Origin of the sequence: Streptomyces sp. NPDC058086 (genome assembly GCF_042885015.1) — a bacterium.
GTDB lineage: Bacteria > Actinomycetota > Actinomycetes > Streptomycetales > Streptomycetaceae > Streptomyces.
In genome coordinates this window covers 1-16,143 of the sequence record NZ_JBHVST010000112.1, presented here as the reverse complement: position 1 = coordinate 16,143, position 16,143 = coordinate 1, and the positions used below count along the sequence as shown (strand labels likewise).

Here is a 16,143-nt window from a genome sequence, read left to right as displayed (position 1 = left end):
CCCCCCGCTACGACAGGCTCCCAACCAACTACCTCGCCGGACTCCACCTACTCGGCGCGATCATCTGGTTCCGTAGCCTCCACCGAGGACCCGCAACTAGGCATACGCTCTACGGCCGGTAGCGGATCTCCAACATCACGCAGCCGCCGGTTGTGCGGTACGGGCCGTGTTCCATGCCCGGGGGCCGGGCGGCGAAGTCTCCGGCGCAGAAGGTCTGATCCAGGGTCAGGTCGTGCAGGTCGCCTTCGAGCAGATAGACCTCCTCGACCCACTCGTGCCGGATCACGCCGGAGAGGGAGGTGTCGAGGCCGGGCTCCCAGCGCACCAGCCGGGTCAGCACCTCCGGATCAGCCTCGTCCCTGCTCAGAATCCTCTCGGCGGTCCCCGGCTGCGGCCCGGTGCGCCACTGCATGGCGTCCGGTGAAAAGAATTCCCGCTCGTTCTTCATGGCAGTGACCTTCTGTAAGCAGTGAGGAGTAAGGAGTAACGAGCCGGGGTTGGCCGGAGCCCGCTGGAAACGTGACGTACGGGGTCGGAGGCTGCACATTGGCGTCTGCGGCGATCCCACCTACGTGCCCCGGGCCGTTCCGGTGCGCCGGGAGGCCGAAGTTGCCTAACACAGCCTAGTCGTCGCCCCAGGCGAGCAGGGTCACGAAGAACTCGGCCGTGGTTCCTGCAACGACGACCTCGATGCCGTGCCGAGTGACGGGCATCCACGTACGGCCGTTGCCCATGCCCTCCGTGTTCGTGCCCCAACTCGTGTCCCGGCCGAGCAACTTCGTCACCCGAGTGGCCGCCCTCTCCACTGCTGATGACCCGCTGGAAGCCGCGCCGGCTCCTGCTCGCGTCGGCCGTGCGTCTCGCGGTGGTACTCGTAGAACGACCGGACCACCGCGCGAGCGTGCCTTCTTGTCCGAGCGGCACGGTTCTCGCCGGGTGCGGCCTTCCCCGTGATCGGGTTTACCGACCCTGGTGTCGGTGCGTCGGGACGGCGCTGCCGCGGCGGCTTCTTCGCGGTCTTCAGCCACGGTGCGAAGTCACGGGCCTCGACCCGGCTCGCGAGATACCAGGGAACCTCCACCGCGTGTAAGAACCGGACGCACGTCAACAGCTCGTAGGCGTAGGAGCGGAGCGATGCCGGACTCGCGTCGTCGGCAAGCATGTGGTGCAGAAACTCACGGACTGCCGACACCTCGGTGCCATCGGCGTACACGAGCCGGAACGGCCGCAGCGGGTTACCCCTCTTGAGGAGCGTTCGGCCGTGCCTCATGGTCAGATATCGTGCGCGACCATGGGCGAACTGATATTGATCAGGCACGGTCAGACCGAATGGAGCCTGTCGGGCCAGCACGCCGGCCGTACCGACGTTCCACTGACTGACGCGGGGGAGGTCACGGCGAAGGCGCTCGCTCCGAGGCTGGCCCGACGCCGTCTGGTTGCCGTGTTCAGCAGCCCGCTGAGCCGCGCTGTGCGGACGGCCGAGCTGGCGGGCCTGACTGGCGTCAGGCCCGATCCCGACCTGATGGAGTGGGACTACGGTGGCTATGAGGGCCTGACCGCGGCGCAGATCCGGGAGATGCGGCCGGGTTGGGACTTGTGGCGGGACGGCGTCATTCCCGGCGATGCCGACCATCCTGGCGAGCAGATCCAGCAGGTCGCCGCGCGTACGGACGCGGTGCTGGACCGGATCCGGCCGCTGCTGGGCGACGGCGATGTCGCCGTCGTCGCGCACGGTCATCTGGCGCGCGTGCTCACCGTGCGCTGGCTCGGCCTCGACGCGTCCGCCAGCCGCCTGCTCGGCCATCCTCATCCAGGCACGCTCAGCTTCCTGGCCACCGAGGGCGAGCAGCCGTTCATCGCCGCCTGGAACGTCCCGTAGCGCCAGCCCGCTGCCTCGCGCCTGCCGTGAGAGGCGCCTGAAGCAAATGAGCGCTGCGGCGATCCCGACGAAGGTCAGGTAATGTTCCGCTTTGCGCTCGTAGCGACGGTGCAGGCAGCGGCTCCCGGCCAGCCACGCCACCGTCCGCTCCACGGTCCAACGGTGGCGGCCCAGCCGCTGAGAGGACTCGGTGCCCTTGCGGGCGATGCGCGGGGTGATGTTCGGGAACCGGAGCCATCGGCGCAAGTGGTCGTAGTCGTAGCCCTTGTCGGCATGGAGCTTGGCGGGCCGTCGTCGACGGGACCCGCGGTGGGAGCGGATGGGCGGGATGCCCCGCACCAGGGGCTCCAGGCCCTGCCTGTCATGAGTGTTGGCAGCGGAGACGCCGATGGAGATGATGTCCCCAGCCGCGTCGGCGTGCGCCCGGGCGGCCCGGAGCATGCGCTCGAAGGTGCCGTCCAGCGCCCATCGGCGAAAGCGGGTGTGCAGCGTGGCCCACGGGCCGTACCGCTCCGGAGCGTCCCGCCAGGCCGTCCCGGTGCGGAACTTCCACACGATCCCGTTGAGCACCCTGCGGTCGTCCAGCCGCTTCCGGCCCCGCAGTGACACCGGCAGCGGCGGTCCGACGAACTCCCACTCGGCATCGGACAGTTCATGGCGACATATCACCCGACCATGATCCACCACTCTTCTTTTGAAGACACGGCCTAGGCCTTCAGCCTGTTACGCCGCCGTGGCGCCTCGCCTACGGTCCTCACCATGGTTACGACGGGCATTCTCGACGAGGCGCTCCAGCGACCGCACAGTTCAGGGCCCGAGCGACTTGGGCGGCTCACCAGCCACGCGCCGATGGCTGTTGAGGCCCTCGCCGCGCATGGACAGGCCGGCTCGGTGCACCGATGGCTCGACCTGTACGCACGCAAACTTGAGGAGTTCCCGTCCGGCATCGAGCCGGTCACCAACGCCAACTGGCGCTTAGGTCTTGGCGATGCGCGCCGCGTTGCCGACTGGATCGACTACTTCGGCCACGAGATCGCCGAGCGCCCCTGGCGCGATGTGCTTACCGAGTGGTGGCCCCGTCTCCTGCCCGGCATGTACGGCGGCTCGACGCACCCGGTGATCCGGGTGGGCCACGCCGTGCGGACTCTTCTGGCCGACCAGGGCACTGAGCCCCGTCTGGCCGAGCTCGCCCACGGCCTCGGCTATTGGGCCGCCCGCTACCGCCTCGCTACGGACCGCGCCCCGCTGCCCGGCGCCGACAGCGCCGCCACAGCCCCCAACGCCGTCCTGCGCACCCTGCCCGCGCTCCCGCATGCCTTGTGGGTACCGAGTCTGCGGGCTGCCTGGACCGCATCTGCGGCGGTGACCACGATGTACGCACCCCACGCCCCGATCGCGTACACCCCACCAGGCACCTTCACCTCCGAAGAGGTCTTCGAACGGGCCCTGGCGCACGGCGACTAACACGTCATCAAGCTGACCAACACGGCTCTCGACATCGGCGATGAACAGGCACTGGCAGCGGCTCTACGCTCCGTCGAGCCGAGTGAACCGCTGGTCTGGCCACTGTCAGCAAAGCAACTGTCACGCCCACAACAGGACGCGGTCACCGCCGACTTGTCCACGCACTGGAGCTCTTTCCAGGTCGAGGGCAGTTGACCAGAGCCAAGCTGCACGAGCACATGGGCTTCGGCCGGGTCAACCTTGACCTCCTCCGCAGACGCAACCTCCACAGCCCATGATCCCGCCGACGTCCCGAGATCCCCGACAGAGCCGAATTGCGTGCTCATCCATACCAGGAGCACGAACGCCTCTGCCCCACCCCCGACCAGCACAACTACCACCTCACGGCTCGATCAGGATCTTCCCTGCGGAAGGTCATACAACGGGGAGCACAACCGAGGTGACAAAGGTGGGGGGACTAGACAGAACCGTGGTGACCGACAGCCCGTGGCTGTTCGTGATGCTCACCGCCGGCACTGCTCTCGTGAGCTCCCTTCTCACAGCCTGGGCAAGGGCATCTGCCGGTAGGTCTTTGCGCATTCCGGGTTGCTTCTGCGGCCTACGGGAGCCCCGGGCATAGGGCACGTCCTGTTGCTCTACTCTGTGTGGCTCTTCAGCGCGGTGAGGGCCTCCTCGACGAGCGCCCGCGCCTCGGTCACCGTTGTTGCCAGCGACTCTGCAGTCTCGCCGGGTGCTCCCAGCAAGCCGCGGACTCGCGAGCCGAAGCCGGTCGGGGCACCCGGCAGTGTCTCGGCGACAGCCAGCGCGCCCTTCTCATTGAGGCACCAACGCCGATCGTCTGCGAACAATGCTTGCACCAGCACGCCCACGGCCCGGGACAGGCAGAGCGAGACGTAGAGCGTGTCTGCCCGGGCCGCGCCCTTCGCTGAGGCGTTGACCAGGAACTCCGCCTCCCAGGCTCCCGCCGTCAACGCCACGCGCAGCGGCTCAGGGTAGGTCGTGGTCCGGCGCCGAAGGTCCGCCAGTTCGCCGCTCGGGTCAGCCAGTACCTGACCGAGCGCTACTTCGCCCGCATAGCACGGTGACCAGAACCCGAGCGGATGACCTGCCTGTACGCCTACCTCATACCGGCCCTCGCAGCAGTCTGCCCACACCTGCTCGACCCGGTCCAGGTCCCGCAGGATCCAGTCCACCGCCACGCCGTCGGCCTGAAGCCACGCACCACCGTTCACCCAAGGCCCCCAACTGCCCGGGCCGGCCACCTCCACATCGGGTCCGGCCAATGCGCGCAACGCGGCGAGATCGAGCCCGCCACTGTAGTAGACGCCGAGATCCCAGTCTGATTCCGGCCGGTGCTCGCCGCGTGCCCGGCTGCCGCCGAGCATTACTCCGACTACGCCTGGCACCTCGGCCAGGCGGTTGGCCATGTCCTCGATGATCATCCGCACGGAGCGAGTCTGTCAGTCGCCAGCGCCTCGGGCCAGCCGTTTCCGCTGGTGGTCATCGGATGCGGGGGCTTCGAGGGCGGGTGGTCCAGCGATGGACGATCCACGCGCGTCCGATCAGATATCGGACGGTGACGATGGCATCGCCGCATCGCCGCATCGCCGCATCGCCGCATCGCCGCACCGCCCATGGCGATGAAGAACTCGACTGGCGCCCTTCGTCGTTCGGTACAGCGGCGGAGCTTGCCGAAGCTGCTCATCCAGGAATTCGTGCGCTGCACGACCCAGCGTCCGCCTGCCTGGATCGGGGTCTTGGCGCCGCGCTCGGCGACCAGGCCGATGAACCCCCCTGGTGTCCAGGTCGAGGTGGACCATGCTGCAGTCGTACCCGGCGTCCAGGCTCAGCGACCTGTTTGAGGTCGACACCACCCCCGTCGTGCGTCCTGCCGCATCACCGCGAGCAGTCGCTGACTTGCCCAAGACGGCCTCCGCCCACGGCCGTTCGATGTCGCCGCTCTGACCCGGGTGGCATCGCGGGCGTTCAAACAGAGCGCCGCGGGGCCCCGGCCGGCATCATCGACCGGCAGCACTGCTTCGCGCTCGCGGCAGTGTTCCTCTCCGAAGCCGGCCATCTTGGGGACACCGTGGTCAAAGTGCTTCACCTGTTGCCGGCGCGGTGGCGTCAGCCCGTTGGCGGAGACACCTCGAACCGCCGCCGAACCTCTCCACCCGGCAGAAGGCGGCGTCGGCCGCCGCTATCGAGCCCATGATGTTTCGGCAGAACCTCCCACGAGTTCACCGGAACATGTGCGCTTTCCTGAATGATTCGCTCGAGGCGATGGCGACGCTGTGCTCCTCCTCCCGCTCGGTCAGAACCTGGAACAGCGACTCGGCACCGCGGCGGGTCCAGCTCAATGTCGTCGCGGACCCGATTATGGGGTTGCCGAGGTCTGAGCCGCCCAATCCCTGGCATTGTCTGTGGGGTGGAGCTACGTCACCTTTCCGGATTCGTCGCCGTCGCCGAGGAACTGCACTTCGGGCGGGCCGCCGAGCGGCTGCACATCGCCCAGCCGCCGCTCAGCCAGCAGATCCGGCTGCTCGAACGAGACCTCGGGGTCAAGCTCTTCGACCGCACCACCCGTTCCGTGCGGCTCACCGCCGCCGGGCAGGCGCTGCTCGAGCCCGCCAGGCACCTGCTGGCCGAGGCGTCCGCGGTGCGCCGCACCGTGCAGGCCGCCCATCTGGGCGAGGTCGGCCGAGTGACGATCGGCTTCGCGGGCGCCAGCAGCTATTCGGCGCTGCCCCTGCTCACCCGGACCGTCACCTCCGAACTGCCCGGCATCGAGCTGGTCCTCGAGGGTCAGACGTACACCGGTGAGGCCCTCGGCCGGATCGCGGACGGCTCGCTGGACGTAGGCTTCGTGGCCCTGCCGGTGCGGCGCGGGATCAGCACCCGAGTGGTACAGATGGAGCGGCTGGCGCTCGCCCTGCCGGACAGCCATCCGCTCGCGCAGCGAGCGGAGGTCGCGTTCGCCGACCTGGCGCACGAGCCCTTTGTGACCTTCCCCGTTTCGCGCGGGTCCGCGGTGCGCGAAGCCATGGTGCAGGCCTGTCACGAGGCCGGGTTCGCACCGCGGATCGTCCAGGAGGCCCCCGACTCGTACAACCTGCTCGCCCTGGTGGGTGCCGGGGTGGGCCTCGCCGTCGTGGTCGAGTCGGCGCGTGCCATCCGCCTGGAGCATGTGGTGTTCCGGCCGCTGGCCGGAGACGACGTGCCGGTGCTGCCGATCGCCCTCGGGTGGCGGACAGGCAATCCATCGGCGGCGCTCAAGGCAGTGCTGCGCGTCGCCGAGCGAGTGCTTCCCACTCCGCATGATTATGACGGATGACGTCTCGGCGGAGAGCTCTTTTGGTCTTGGACATGTCCTAATCCGGGGGTGCACAGTGGCCTGAATCCCGCCCAGGACTGGGGACGGCCGCTCGGCCCCGTCGCCTTCGCGGGATCTGCCGCTACGAGAGGACGCTCGTCATGCAGCAAGACACCCCCGCCCCCAGACCCCCCGCCGCTCAACCCTCAACGCGTGAAGCGCGTCGCGCCGGGATCAGCGCCTTCATCGGCACCACCATCGAATGGTTCGACTTCTACATCTACGGGTCGGCCGCCGCGCTGGTCCTCGGCAAGGTCTTCTTCACCGACGCCTCGCCCGCCGTGGGCACCCTCGCCGCCTTCGCCACGTTCTGGATCGGCTTCCTCGCCCGCCCCCTCGGCGGCCTGATCTTCGGGCATTTCGGCGACCGCCGCGGTCGTAAGACGGCCCTCGTCGTCACCCTGACCATGATGGGCGGCGCCACCTTCTGCGTCGGCCTGCTCCCCGGATACGCGCAGATCGGCGCCGCCGCCCCGATCCTGCTGGTGCTGCTCCGGCTGATCCAGGGCATCGCCATGGGCGGCGAGTGGGGCGGCGCCGTGCTCATCGCCACCGAATTCGCCCCGCCCAAGCGGAAGTTGCTCTACGGCGCCTTCGCCCAGCAGGGATCCCCCGTCGGTAACCTCCTCGCCACGCTCGCCTTCCTCGGCATCGCCCAGCTCCCCGACGCCGCCTTCGAGTCCTGGGGCTGGCGCGTCCCCTTCCTTGCCTCCGCCGTTCTCGTCGCCGTCGGCCTGTTCCTCCGGCTGCGGCTCACCGAGACCCCTGAGATGGCCGCCGCCCTGGAACGGAAGCAGACCTCCAAGCTCCCCATCAAGGACGTGCTCACCACCTACCCGCTGCTCGTCGTGCTCGGTGTGCTCGCGGGCACGGCCGGTGTCGCGATCACCTACGTCAAGACGACGTTCGCGCTGTCCTGGGCGACCGCCGATCTGGGCTTCGACAAGTCCACCTTCCTGACCGTCATCTCGCTGGCCCTCGTCGTTCAGGTGCTGGTGCAGCCCTTCGGCGCGGTCATCGCCGAAAGGTGGCCGGTGCGCAAGGCCGTGCTGTGGATGCTGCTGCCCGAATTCGTGCTGCTGCCGCTGATGTTCATGCTCGTCGGTACCGGGAACTTCTGGCTCGCCGTCCTCGGCATGGGACTCGCCACCTTCCCGCACGCCATGTACTACGCGGCTCTTGCGGGAATCCTCGCCCGCGTCTACCCCGTCGAGATCCGCTACACGGGCATGTCCCTCTCGTACCAGGTGTGCACGGCCCTGTTCGCCGGGACGGCCCCGATTGTCTCCCAGTACCTACTCACCTCCACCGGCTCCATCTGGTCCGTCGTCGCTCTCGGCCTCGGATACGTCGTGATCACACTCGCGGGTGTACTGCCGCTGCTCGCCCGCACCGGTCAGACGGCCCTCGCCCTCTCCCCGGAGCCCGCCGCATCCCTCGCCTGAGCAGGCCCTTCCCTCCAGGAGAACCACCCCGATGAACTACGCCGAACAGGACCCGGCCCTGCGTCTGCTTCTGGACCGGGTCCTCGCCCCCGACGACCGTGCACGCATCGAACCGCTCCTCGTCGAACTCGGTGCGCTCGCGGCCGGCGAGATCGACCGGCAGGCCAGGCTCGCCGACGCCAACCCGCCGCGCCTGCGCCCGTACGCCCCGGACGGCGAGCGCATCGACGCGATCGACTTCCACCCGGCGCACGACCGGCTGGCCGAGATCGCCTACGAACGCTTCGGTCTCGCCGCCATGTCTCACCGCCCCGGCGTCCACGGCTGGCCCACCAAGACCCCGCACACCGTGAAGTACGCACTGTCGTACCTCTATGTCCAGTCCGAGTTCGGCATGGCCTGCCCGCTGTCGATGACCGACTCGGCCGCCCGCGTGCTGCTTCTCTTCGACCCCGAGCGGCACGCCGCTGAGATCACGGCGCTCACGTCCACCGACCCCGAACGGCGCGCCACCGGGGCGATGTTCATGACCGAACAGCAGGGCGGCACGGATGTCGGCCTGACGTCGACCGTCGCCACCGACCGTGGCACGCACTGGACGCTGAGCGGCCGCAAGTGGTTCGCGTCCAACCCGGGTGCGGACGTCATCCTCACGCTGGCGCGCGTGCCGGGACAGGGCGAGGGCACCCGGGGACTGGGGATGTTCCTGGTACCGCGGCTGCGCCCGGACGGCTGCCGCAATGCGATCCGCATCGACCGGCTCAAGGACAAACTCGGCTCGCGGTCCATTCCGAGCGGCGAAGTCACACTGGAAGACGCGTACGCGACTCCCGTCGGTGAACTCACCCACGGCTTCGCGCAGATGGCCGAGATGCTCAATGTCTCCCGGCTGTCCAACGCGATGCGGGCCACCGCGCTCATGCGCCGCGCGGTACGCGAAGCCGTGAACCACACCCGTCGGCGCGAGGTCTTCGGCAGGCCGCTGTTCGAACAGCCGCTGATGCGGGCCACCCTGCTGCCCCTGCTGCTCGACGCCGAGGCCGCCCTTGGCCTCGTACTCGAAGCCGCCGCCCGCCTCGATGCCGCGGACGCGGGCGACGGCGCGGCCCGCGAGTTGGTGCGGGTCCTCGCTCCGCTCGCCAAGTTCACCCTGTGCAAGCGTGCCCGCTCCGTCACCGGCGAGACGATGGAGGTCCGTGGCGGCAACGGCTATATCGAGGACTGGGTCGACCCCAGGCTGTTGCGCGACGCCCACCTCGGCTCGATCTGGGAGGGCTCTTCGAACGTCATCGCGCTCGACGTTCTGCGCTGCATGCGACAGGCGGACGCCCACCACGCCCTCGCCGACACCTACGGCCCCCGGCTCGGCGACCTGTGGCATTCGCTGCGCACCAAGGGCGACGAGATCCTCGAACTCCCCGAGGACGAACAGGAGATGCGCATCGGACGGTACGCGGACGAGCTCGGCCGCGCGGTCATGGCGACGCTGCTCCTGGAACAGGGCGACTACGAGTGGTGGGCCACCGGCAATGCCCGCAAGCTGCTCGTCGCCCACACCTACCGAGCGCTCCTCATCGACCCGGGCGCGCTGCCCCGTCCCGCCCTCGACCGCCTCGCCGAGGTGGCCGACGGCGGAGAGGTGCCGCTGACCGACGCCAAGGAGGTCGCAGATGTCTGAGCCCCTGTCCGGAATGCGTGTCGTCGATCTGTCGAAGATTCTCGCCGGACCGTACGTCACGATGTCCCTCGCCGATCTCGGCGCCGACGTCATCAAGGTCGAACACCCCGAGGGCGGCGACCCGACGCGTAACTGGGGCCCACCGTTCCAGGGCCCTGACGCCACATACTTCCTGGCCGCCAACCGCAGCAAGCGCTCCCTCACTCTCGACCTCAAGTCCCCCGAAGGCCAGGAGGCCGTGCATCGGCTGATTGCCACCGCGGACGTCGTCGTCGAGAACTTCCGCCCCGGCAGCTCGCTGGCCCGCAGCTTCGACTACCGCGGGCTCAGCGAGCGCTACCCACGCCTGGTCGTGCTGCACATCTCCGCCTTCGGCGAGAGTGGTCCGCTGCGCGACGAACCCGGCTACGACATGGTGGCGCAGGCCTCCGCCGGCCTGATGTCCCTGACCGGCGAGCCCGACGGGCCGCCCGTGCGCGCGGGATACGCGATGGGCGACCTCGGCGCCGCGCTCTTCGGGATCATCGGCGTCACCTCGGCGCTCGTGGAGCGCGAGCGGACCGGACGCGGGCAGTACGTCACGACCTCGCTGTACGAGTCGCTGCTCGCCCTGCACGTCAACTGGGCCACCGGATACTTCGCCACCGGCGAGCGGCCCGCCCGCCTCGGCTCCGGGCACCCGAGCCTCGTGCCGTACCAGGCGTATCCGGCCTCCGACGGGCACTTCGTGATCGCCGTCGGCAACGACGCCCAGTTCCGCAGGCTGTCCGCGGTCCTCGGCCACCCCGAGTGGGCCGACGACCCGCGGTTCGCCAGCAACCGCGCCCGCGTCGACAACCGCCGCGCCTTCAACACCGAGCTGAGTGCGGTCCTGACCGGCGCTACGGTGGCCCACTGGTGTGGCCTGCTGAAGGACGCCGGCGTGCCCGTCACCCCCATCCGCACCCTCGACGAGGTCTACGACTGCCCGCAGACCGAGGCGCTCGGCATCGTCCAGAAGGCAGACCATCCTGTCGTCGGCATGCTCCAGCAGGTCGCCTTCCCGGTGAGCTTCCGCGGCGAGCGCCCGCCCGTGCGGTCCGCGCCGCCCACGCTGGGACAGCACAGCCAGGACGTACTGGCCGAACTCGGCTACGGCGAGGCGGAGATCGCCCGACTGCTCGACCGCACTCCGCACCAGACCCAGGGAAACTGAACATGCCCTTCCCCTTGCTCGACCCCGCCGATCCGCTCGGTCTGGAACCCCTCCTGGGCGACGATGAGCGGGACGTACGCGACACGGTCCGTCAGTACTGCGCCGATCGGATCGAGCCGCACATCGCCGACTGGTTCGAGCGCGGCGAGCTGCCCGACCTGCCGGAAATAGCCCGCAGTTTCGGCAGACTCGGCCTGCTCGGCATGCATCTGGAGGGGTACGGCTGCGCGGGTATGTCCGCCCTCGCGTATGGCATCGCCTGCCGCGAACTGGAGGCCTGTGACTCGGGGCTGCGGTCGTTCGTCTCCGTACAGGGGTCCCTCGCGATGTTCGCCCTCCACCGGTTCGGGAGCGAGGAACAGAAGCGGGAGTGGCTGCCGCGGATGGCGGCGGGCGAGGCCATCGGCTGCTTCGGCCTGACCGAGCCCGACCACGGCTCGGACCCGTCGTCCCTGCGGACCCGGGCCCGCCGCAACGGCGACGACTGGATCCTCGACGGCCGCAAGATGTGGATCACCAACGGTTCGGTGGCCGAGGTCGCGGTCGTATGGGCGCGCACCGACGACGCCATCCGCGGTTTTGTCGTCCCCACCGCGACGCCGGGCTTCTCCGCGCCCGAGATCAAACACAAGATGTCGCTGCGGGCGAGTATCACGAGCGAACTGGTCCTGGACGGCGTGCGGCTGCCCGCGAGCGCGCTGCTGCCCGGCGCGCGTGGCGTGTCCGCGCCGCTGACCTGTCTGAACGAGGCACGCTATGGGATCGTGTGGGGCGTCACGGGTGCGGCACGCTCGGCCTGGCAGGCGGCCGCTCGATACGCGGCTCAGCGCGAGCAGTTCGGAAAGCCGCTCGCCGCCTTCCAGCTCACGCAGCAGAAGCTCGTCGACATGGCCCTGGAACTGCACAAGGCCACGCTCACCTCCCTGCACCTGGCGCATCTCAAGGACGGGCCGGGAATCCAGCCTGCGCAGATCAGCTTCGGCAAGCTCAACAATGTGCGCGAGGCCATCGAGATCTGCCGCACCGCCCGCACGATTCTCGGCGCCAACGGCATCTCGCTGGAGTACCCGGTGATCCGGCACATGAACAACCTGGAGTCCGTCCTCACCTACGAAGGCACCACCGAAATGCACACACTCGCGCTCGGTCAGGCACTGACGGGGCACGCGGCCTTCCGCTGACAGTCCGGACAGGCACATCTCCCCAGTTAGGGACTGGCATGTCCTCGCATCGCGCCCGGGTCACCGCGGCACCAGCTGTTCTCGGCTGGTCTCACCTCAGGGCCGGAGACCACGACGGGAAGCGCGAGCAGCCCGAACCCGAGCTGATCCGGTGGCGGCCTCGGGGGTGGATGCGTTCCTCCAGGACCTGGTGGAGAGGCTGCGGACGTATACGTATCGTCCGTCGGTGCGGACCGCGGCGGACCGCCCGGCTTCATCCGCGCCGAGAGCGATCCCCTTGCGCGAGAACGAGCGTTCTCGTATAGTTCCATGTAAATGAGAACGAACGTTCTCTGCGGTACGCGTCAACGGCCCACACACCCGCCTGTGGCGATACGGCACAAACCCAAGGAAACAACATGACCGACAATCCACGCCCGCCATTCCCGCCGTTCAACCAGGAGACCGCCATCGAGAAGGTCCGCCTGGCAGAAGACGGCTGGAACTCCCGCGACCCGGAAAAGGTCGCCCTGGCATACACCGTGGACTCGCGTTGGAGGAACCGCGCGGAGTTCGCCACCGGACGCGACGAGATCATCGCCCTCCTCACCCGCAAGTGGGACCGGGAGGTGGAGTACCGGCTCATCAAGGAGCTGTGGGCCTACGACGGCAACCGCATTGCCGTGCGCTTCGCCTACGAATGGCGTGACGACTCGGGCAACTGGTTCCGCTCCTACGGCAACGAGAACTGGGAGTTCGACGACAACGGCCTGATGCGGCGACGCTATGCCTGCATCAACGACGTCCCCATCAAGGAGTCGGAGCGCAAGTATCACTGGCCCCTCGGGCGCCGCCCCGACGACCATCCCGGCCTGAGCGACCTCGGCCTCTGACTGCCCGGTGCCGCGCCGTATGTCCAGGTCCAACACTGGATCTACGGCGGTTCCGTGGGCGAAGGGCCACACCTGCGGCACAGATCGCCGGGCGAACTCTGCGACATCAAGGACGACGACGGCCTTTTGGTGCTGCGGCGGAGCTTCCGGAGCAGGCGCCAGCCCTTCAGGGCGGCCACCACTTCCATGGCCTCATGTATGTAGCGGTGGACGGTCGCAATGTCGAGGCGCGCAGCGAGCCGGGCGTATGTGTCGCCACATTGCGGGTGGGCCAGGGCGAGCTGCGCCTGACGGGCGCCGGGCAGGCGCGCCATCGCACGCCGATCTCCCGCTGATGAGCGGCCAGTTGCCTGGCCCCCGCCACCCGGCGGGGGTGGCCGTGGGTTACGGGACGTTGGTGGTGGCGTCTGCCGAGATGGAGGCGACGACCGAGCCCGCGGTGTCGCTCGTGAAGGTGTCGACCGCTGCGATCCGGGTGCGCCGGCGTTCGACGAGTTCGGCCTGCGTGGCCTTGGCGACGCGGCCGATCCGGACCTTCTGGGCGGCCCAGGTGTTCTCCGGCTCGACCGGGGCGGCCAGGCTCACGCCGCCATCGCCGTCCGACAGGCTGCTCGGGCACCGTCTGGACCGGAGATCTCCTTGCCCATCCATGTGCGCAGCGTGTCCCCGGTGGTCCCAAGATCCGCCGCGTGCGCGCACGTGTCGCCGGCCGCCCGGTACGAGGCGGCGGCATCATTCCTGGCCTCCTCCGGGTACGGAGATCGGAGTCCCACGTGGGCACCCCTCCCCGGACCTTCAAGATCCATCGGCAGGGTGTCGACTCCGAAGGATCGGTCTCAGGTGCGTCATGCCCCCGGGGAGCACCCCTTGGGGAACGCGAAGGCAGGCTGTGTGTGAAGGCAGTTGCGTCCTCAGACGGTGACATCGATCCCTGTGCGAGCGGTCCGCAGCAAGATGCGTGCGGCGTCCTTGGCGTGACGGGCGGGCTCAGGGGATCCGGAGATGGCCGCTGTGGTCATCGCGCCCTCGGCGAGCAGGACGAGGTGGTCGGTCAGCCACGTGGGCGCCTCCGCGGCGGCTACAAGATCGCCAAGATATCGCCGGAAGGCATTCTTGTGGGCTCTCGCAATATCGGCCACAGTCTGGGAGGTCGCTCCCAGTTCCCCGAAGGAGTTGATGAAGCCGCAGCCGCGGAATCCTGGCTCGTTGAACCAGAGAAACAGCCAGTCGAAGACCGCCAGAATCCGTTGCGTCGGTGACTCGTAGGTATCCACGTGCTGGGCAAGATCGCGGAGCCACCTCGCGTCCCGCCGCCTCAGGTACGCCTCGACCAGGGAATTCTTGGAGGGGAAGGCCTGGTAAAGGCGCTTGAGAGGCACTGCGGAGGCGGCGCGAATCGCGTCCATTCCCACCGACTGGATGCCTTGGCCGTAGAACAGTTCCTCGGCAGCGTCGAGGACCTGCTGCTCAGTCGTTTCGAGTTCCACCTCGACCACCTCATTTCGAAAACCACCGTTCTCCCACGATATAGCGCACCAAGCTGCAAGGTACATTCCCGAGCGTGGGCCGGCTTGTCGCCCTGTGCGCAGGTGCCCAGATCAGGGCCGGGCGTGCTGCCCGCTCTGCCCACTGCCTTGCTGAGGCGAGCACAAGGCCTGGGACGACTCGGCCGGTGCGGTGGTTACTCGAAGACCGGCGCGATCCCATCGGCGATCCCGCTCCGCAAGCGTTTCGGTCCAGTCCGCCAGGAGTTCGATGATGCCCACGCCGCGGCCGCGCTCATCGCACGGATCGGCGCAGCGAGGGTCGGGCGAGCACGCCGAGGCGCCGGAGTCTGCAACCTCGACGCACACGGTCCGGCCTTCGAATGTGAGGCTCACGGTCATGTCGGCCCGTCCGTGCAGGGCTGCGTTCCCCGCAAGTTCACCGACGATCAGCAGGACGGAGTCCTGATCCTCTGGGGCGACGCCCCATCGGACCAAAAGAGCCGTCGCAAAGTGGCGGACTGTGCACACCCAGCGTTCTTCGGCGGGAAGGGCGATCACGCCGTGCCGGTCCACGTCCGTATGAACGGAAGGCGACACAGACGTCGCACGGGCGGTCCGGGGCTGCTCGTTGGACGCGCACGGGGCCGTCCGCGGGAGTTGCGTTGCGGTTTGCGAGAGGGTCATGGAACGCACCATTGAACTTTCCGTGCCCCGAGTTGAGGGAGGCTTACGGCCGGCGGCTTCTTTGCCAACGGCCCTGGGCTGGGTGGGCGTCAGAGCCGAGGCGATGGAACCGGCAGTCTCCGCGGTCACCGGCGTTGGCGTCGTGAGCCCCACTGGAGAACGTTCGTTCTCGCGGTCTGATCTCAAGGTATAGAACGTCGGTTCTGCATGCAAGAGTGATGAGGAGATTGCTGAATCCGGAGGGCGAGGCGGGGCGTGGATGCGTACGACAGTGGCCGTAGGGAGGCGCTGACCCCGGCGCCACCCACGCGCACATCCTGACCAGGGCGCTCGCCGAGAACGGCCGGCCCACGTACACCGAACTGGCCTGCCGGGCGGGCGGGCCCTCGCTCACGGTCCGTCGCCTCCTGAACACCTTGGCATGCGGCCGGGTCCTGCGACTGGCCACCGAGATGGGCCTGGTGCTGCTCGGCGTGCACGCCGAGGTGCTGTCGTGGATGAACGTGAGTCCCGGCCGACTGGACGAGACCGGCCCGCCCGTCAACCGCCACCCTCAGGTGCGGTTCGCCGCAGCCACCACCGGCCCAGCCAACCTCCTGATCGCCGTGGCGGCTACCGACCTAGGGACTGTCCGACGGATCTTGTGACCGCCGTGCTCATCGATCAACCACGGCCCATGAGTCCGGCCACACGACCAACAGCCCTCATCTGGCGCTTGCCCGTGCAGGTTGCGCCGCCCGTGACCTTACAGCCCACGGTGACCTGCATGATCCGCCGGACAGGCCCTAGATGTATTGATCACGAGCGTTGTTGACACGAACGGGTCTTGATCATGGCGAAGACCTCCGGTGTGGTGGAGCTGTCTAGGACTGCACCGCACGGAGG

Annotated in this window: 15 protein-coding genes and 4 pseudogenes; 9 read left to right on the top strand and 10 right to left on the bottom strand. The window is 68.6% G+C overall.

Translation table 11 applies throughout. The features are described 5' to 3' along the window. Positions 1–109: 109 nt before the first annotated feature. The 3 genes from ACFVWD_RS47845 to ACFVWD_RS47835 form a co-directional block, all read right to left on the bottom strand. The gene (locus ACFVWD_RS47845; protein WP_329536038.1) at positions 110–448 is read right to left on the bottom strand and encodes a cupin domain-containing protein; all 339 of its coding nucleotides are present in this window, start codon (positions 446–448) and stop codon (positions 110–112) included. 175 nt (positions 449–623) lie between these two features. Continuing rightward, entirely contained in the window at positions 624–785 is a 162-nt protein-coding gene (locus tag ACFVWD_RS47840; protein WP_389604646.1) for a hypothetical protein, read from the bottom strand. After that, positions 782–1,270 (bottom strand): hypothetical protein, encoded by a 489-nt coding sequence (locus ACFVWD_RS47835; RefSeq protein ID WP_389604675.1) that lies wholly within the window; start codon positions 1,268–1,270, stop codon positions 782–784. The genes ACFVWD_RS47840 and ACFVWD_RS47835 overlap by 4 nt, the downstream gene beginning before the upstream one ends. Positions 1,271–1,291: 21 nt before the next feature. On the opposite strand from ACFVWD_RS47835, the gene ACFVWD_RS47830 reads away from it, so the two are divergent. Next, complete coding sequence (locus ACFVWD_RS47830; RefSeq protein ID WP_389604644.1) at positions 1,292–1,879, top strand: histidine phosphatase family protein; 588 nt, start codon at positions 1,292–1,294, stop codon at positions 1,877–1,879. Positions 1,880–1,903: 24 nt separating this feature from the next. On the opposite strand, the pseudogene ACFVWD_RS47825 reads toward ACFVWD_RS47830, so the two are convergent. Further along, positions 1,904–2,545 (bottom strand): annotated as a pseudogene (locus ACFVWD_RS47825) (transposase); the annotation flags it as partial. A gap of 93 nt (positions 2,546–2,638) precedes the next feature. Here ACFVWD_RS47825 and ACFVWD_RS47820 point away from each other — a divergent pair. Then, positions 2,639–3,538, top strand: a pseudogene (locus ACFVWD_RS47820) (questin oxidase family protein). 440 nt (positions 3,539–3,978) lie between these two features. On the opposite strand, the gene ACFVWD_RS47815 reads toward ACFVWD_RS47820, so the two are convergent. From ACFVWD_RS47815 to ACFVWD_RS47805, 3 genes and pseudogenes are all read right to left on the bottom strand, one after another. Then, positions 3,979–4,785, bottom strand: a complete 807-nt coding sequence (locus ACFVWD_RS47815) for a nucleotidyltransferase domain-containing protein (protein WP_389604671.1) — start codon at positions 4,783–4,785, stop codon at positions 3,979–3,981. A 58-nt stretch (positions 4,786–4,843) separates the two neighbouring features. Next, positions 4,844–5,193, bottom strand: a pseudogene (locus tag ACFVWD_RS47810) (hypothetical protein); the annotation flags it as partial. 414 nt (positions 5,194–5,607) lie between these two features. After that, positions 5,608–5,691 (bottom strand): annotated as a pseudogene (locus ACFVWD_RS47805) (AAA family ATPase); the annotation flags it as partial. 80 nt (positions 5,692–5,771) lie between these two features. On the opposite strand from ACFVWD_RS47805, the gene ACFVWD_RS47800 reads away from it, so the two are divergent. From ACFVWD_RS47800 to ACFVWD_RS47775, 6 genes are all read left to right on the top strand, one after another. Further along, positions 5,772–6,677: a LysR family transcriptional regulator gene (locus ACFVWD_RS47800; RefSeq protein WP_389604642.1), complete on the top strand. Its 906-nt coding sequence runs from the start codon at positions 5,772–5,774 to the stop codon at positions 6,675–6,677. A 140-nt stretch (positions 6,678–6,817) separates the two neighbouring features. After that, positions 6,818–8,161: an MFS transporter gene (locus tag ACFVWD_RS47795; protein ID WP_389604640.1), complete on the top strand. Its 1,344-nt coding sequence runs from the start codon at positions 6,818–6,820 to the stop codon at positions 8,159–8,161. Between the two features lie 31 nt (positions 8,162–8,192). Continuing rightward, positions 8,193–9,839 carry an acyl-CoA dehydrogenase family protein gene (locus ACFVWD_RS47790; RefSeq protein WP_389604638.1) on the top strand — a complete coding sequence of 549 codons (1,647 nt, stop codon included), beginning with the start codon at positions 8,193–8,195 and terminating at the stop codon, positions 9,837–9,839. Further along, a complete protein-coding gene (locus ACFVWD_RS47785) occupies positions 9,832–11,034 on the top strand; it encodes a CaiB/BaiF CoA transferase family protein (RefSeq protein ID WP_389604637.1) in 1,203 nt (400 codons plus the stop codon). The genes ACFVWD_RS47790 and ACFVWD_RS47785 overlap by 8 nt, the downstream gene beginning before the upstream one ends. A 2-nt stretch (positions 11,035–11,036) precedes the next feature. Next, positions 11,037–12,215, top strand: a complete 1,179-nt coding sequence (locus ACFVWD_RS47780; RefSeq protein ID WP_389604635.1) for an acyl-CoA dehydrogenase family protein — start codon at positions 11,037–11,039, stop codon at positions 12,213–12,215. 398 nt (positions 12,216–12,613) lie between these two features. After that, on the top strand, positions 12,614–13,087 hold the full coding sequence (locus ACFVWD_RS47775) for a DUF1348 family protein (RefSeq protein ID WP_389604633.1): 474 nt from the start codon (positions 12,614–12,616) through the stop codon (positions 13,085–13,087). A 384-nt stretch (positions 13,088–13,471) separates the two neighbouring features. Here the strand turns inward: ACFVWD_RS47775 and ACFVWD_RS47770 are convergent, their stop codons facing one another. From ACFVWD_RS47770 to ACFVWD_RS47760, 3 genes are all read right to left on the bottom strand, one after another. Next, on the bottom strand, positions 13,472–13,672 hold the full coding sequence (locus ACFVWD_RS47770; protein ID WP_389604631.1) for a hypothetical protein: 201 nt from the start codon (positions 13,670–13,672) through the stop codon (positions 13,472–13,474). Positions 13,673–13,998: 326 nt separating this feature from the next. Then, entirely contained in the window at positions 13,999–14,574 is a 576-nt protein-coding gene (locus ACFVWD_RS47765; protein WP_389604630.1) for a TetR/AcrR family transcriptional regulator, read from the bottom strand. 111 nt (positions 14,575–14,685) lie between these two features. Continuing rightward, on the bottom strand, positions 14,686–15,132 hold the full coding sequence (locus ACFVWD_RS47760; RefSeq protein ID WP_389604628.1) for an ATP-binding protein: 447 nt from the start codon (positions 15,130–15,132) through the stop codon (positions 14,686–14,688). Positions 15,133–15,674: 542 nt separating this feature from the next. On the opposite strand from ACFVWD_RS47760, the gene ACFVWD_RS47755 reads away from it, so the two are divergent. Continuing rightward, positions 15,675–15,905, top strand: coding sequence for a hypothetical protein (locus tag ACFVWD_RS47755; RefSeq protein WP_389604626.1), 231 nt, complete (start codon positions 15,675–15,677; stop codon positions 15,903–15,905). The last annotated feature ends 238 nt before the right edge of the window (positions 15,906–16,143 follow it).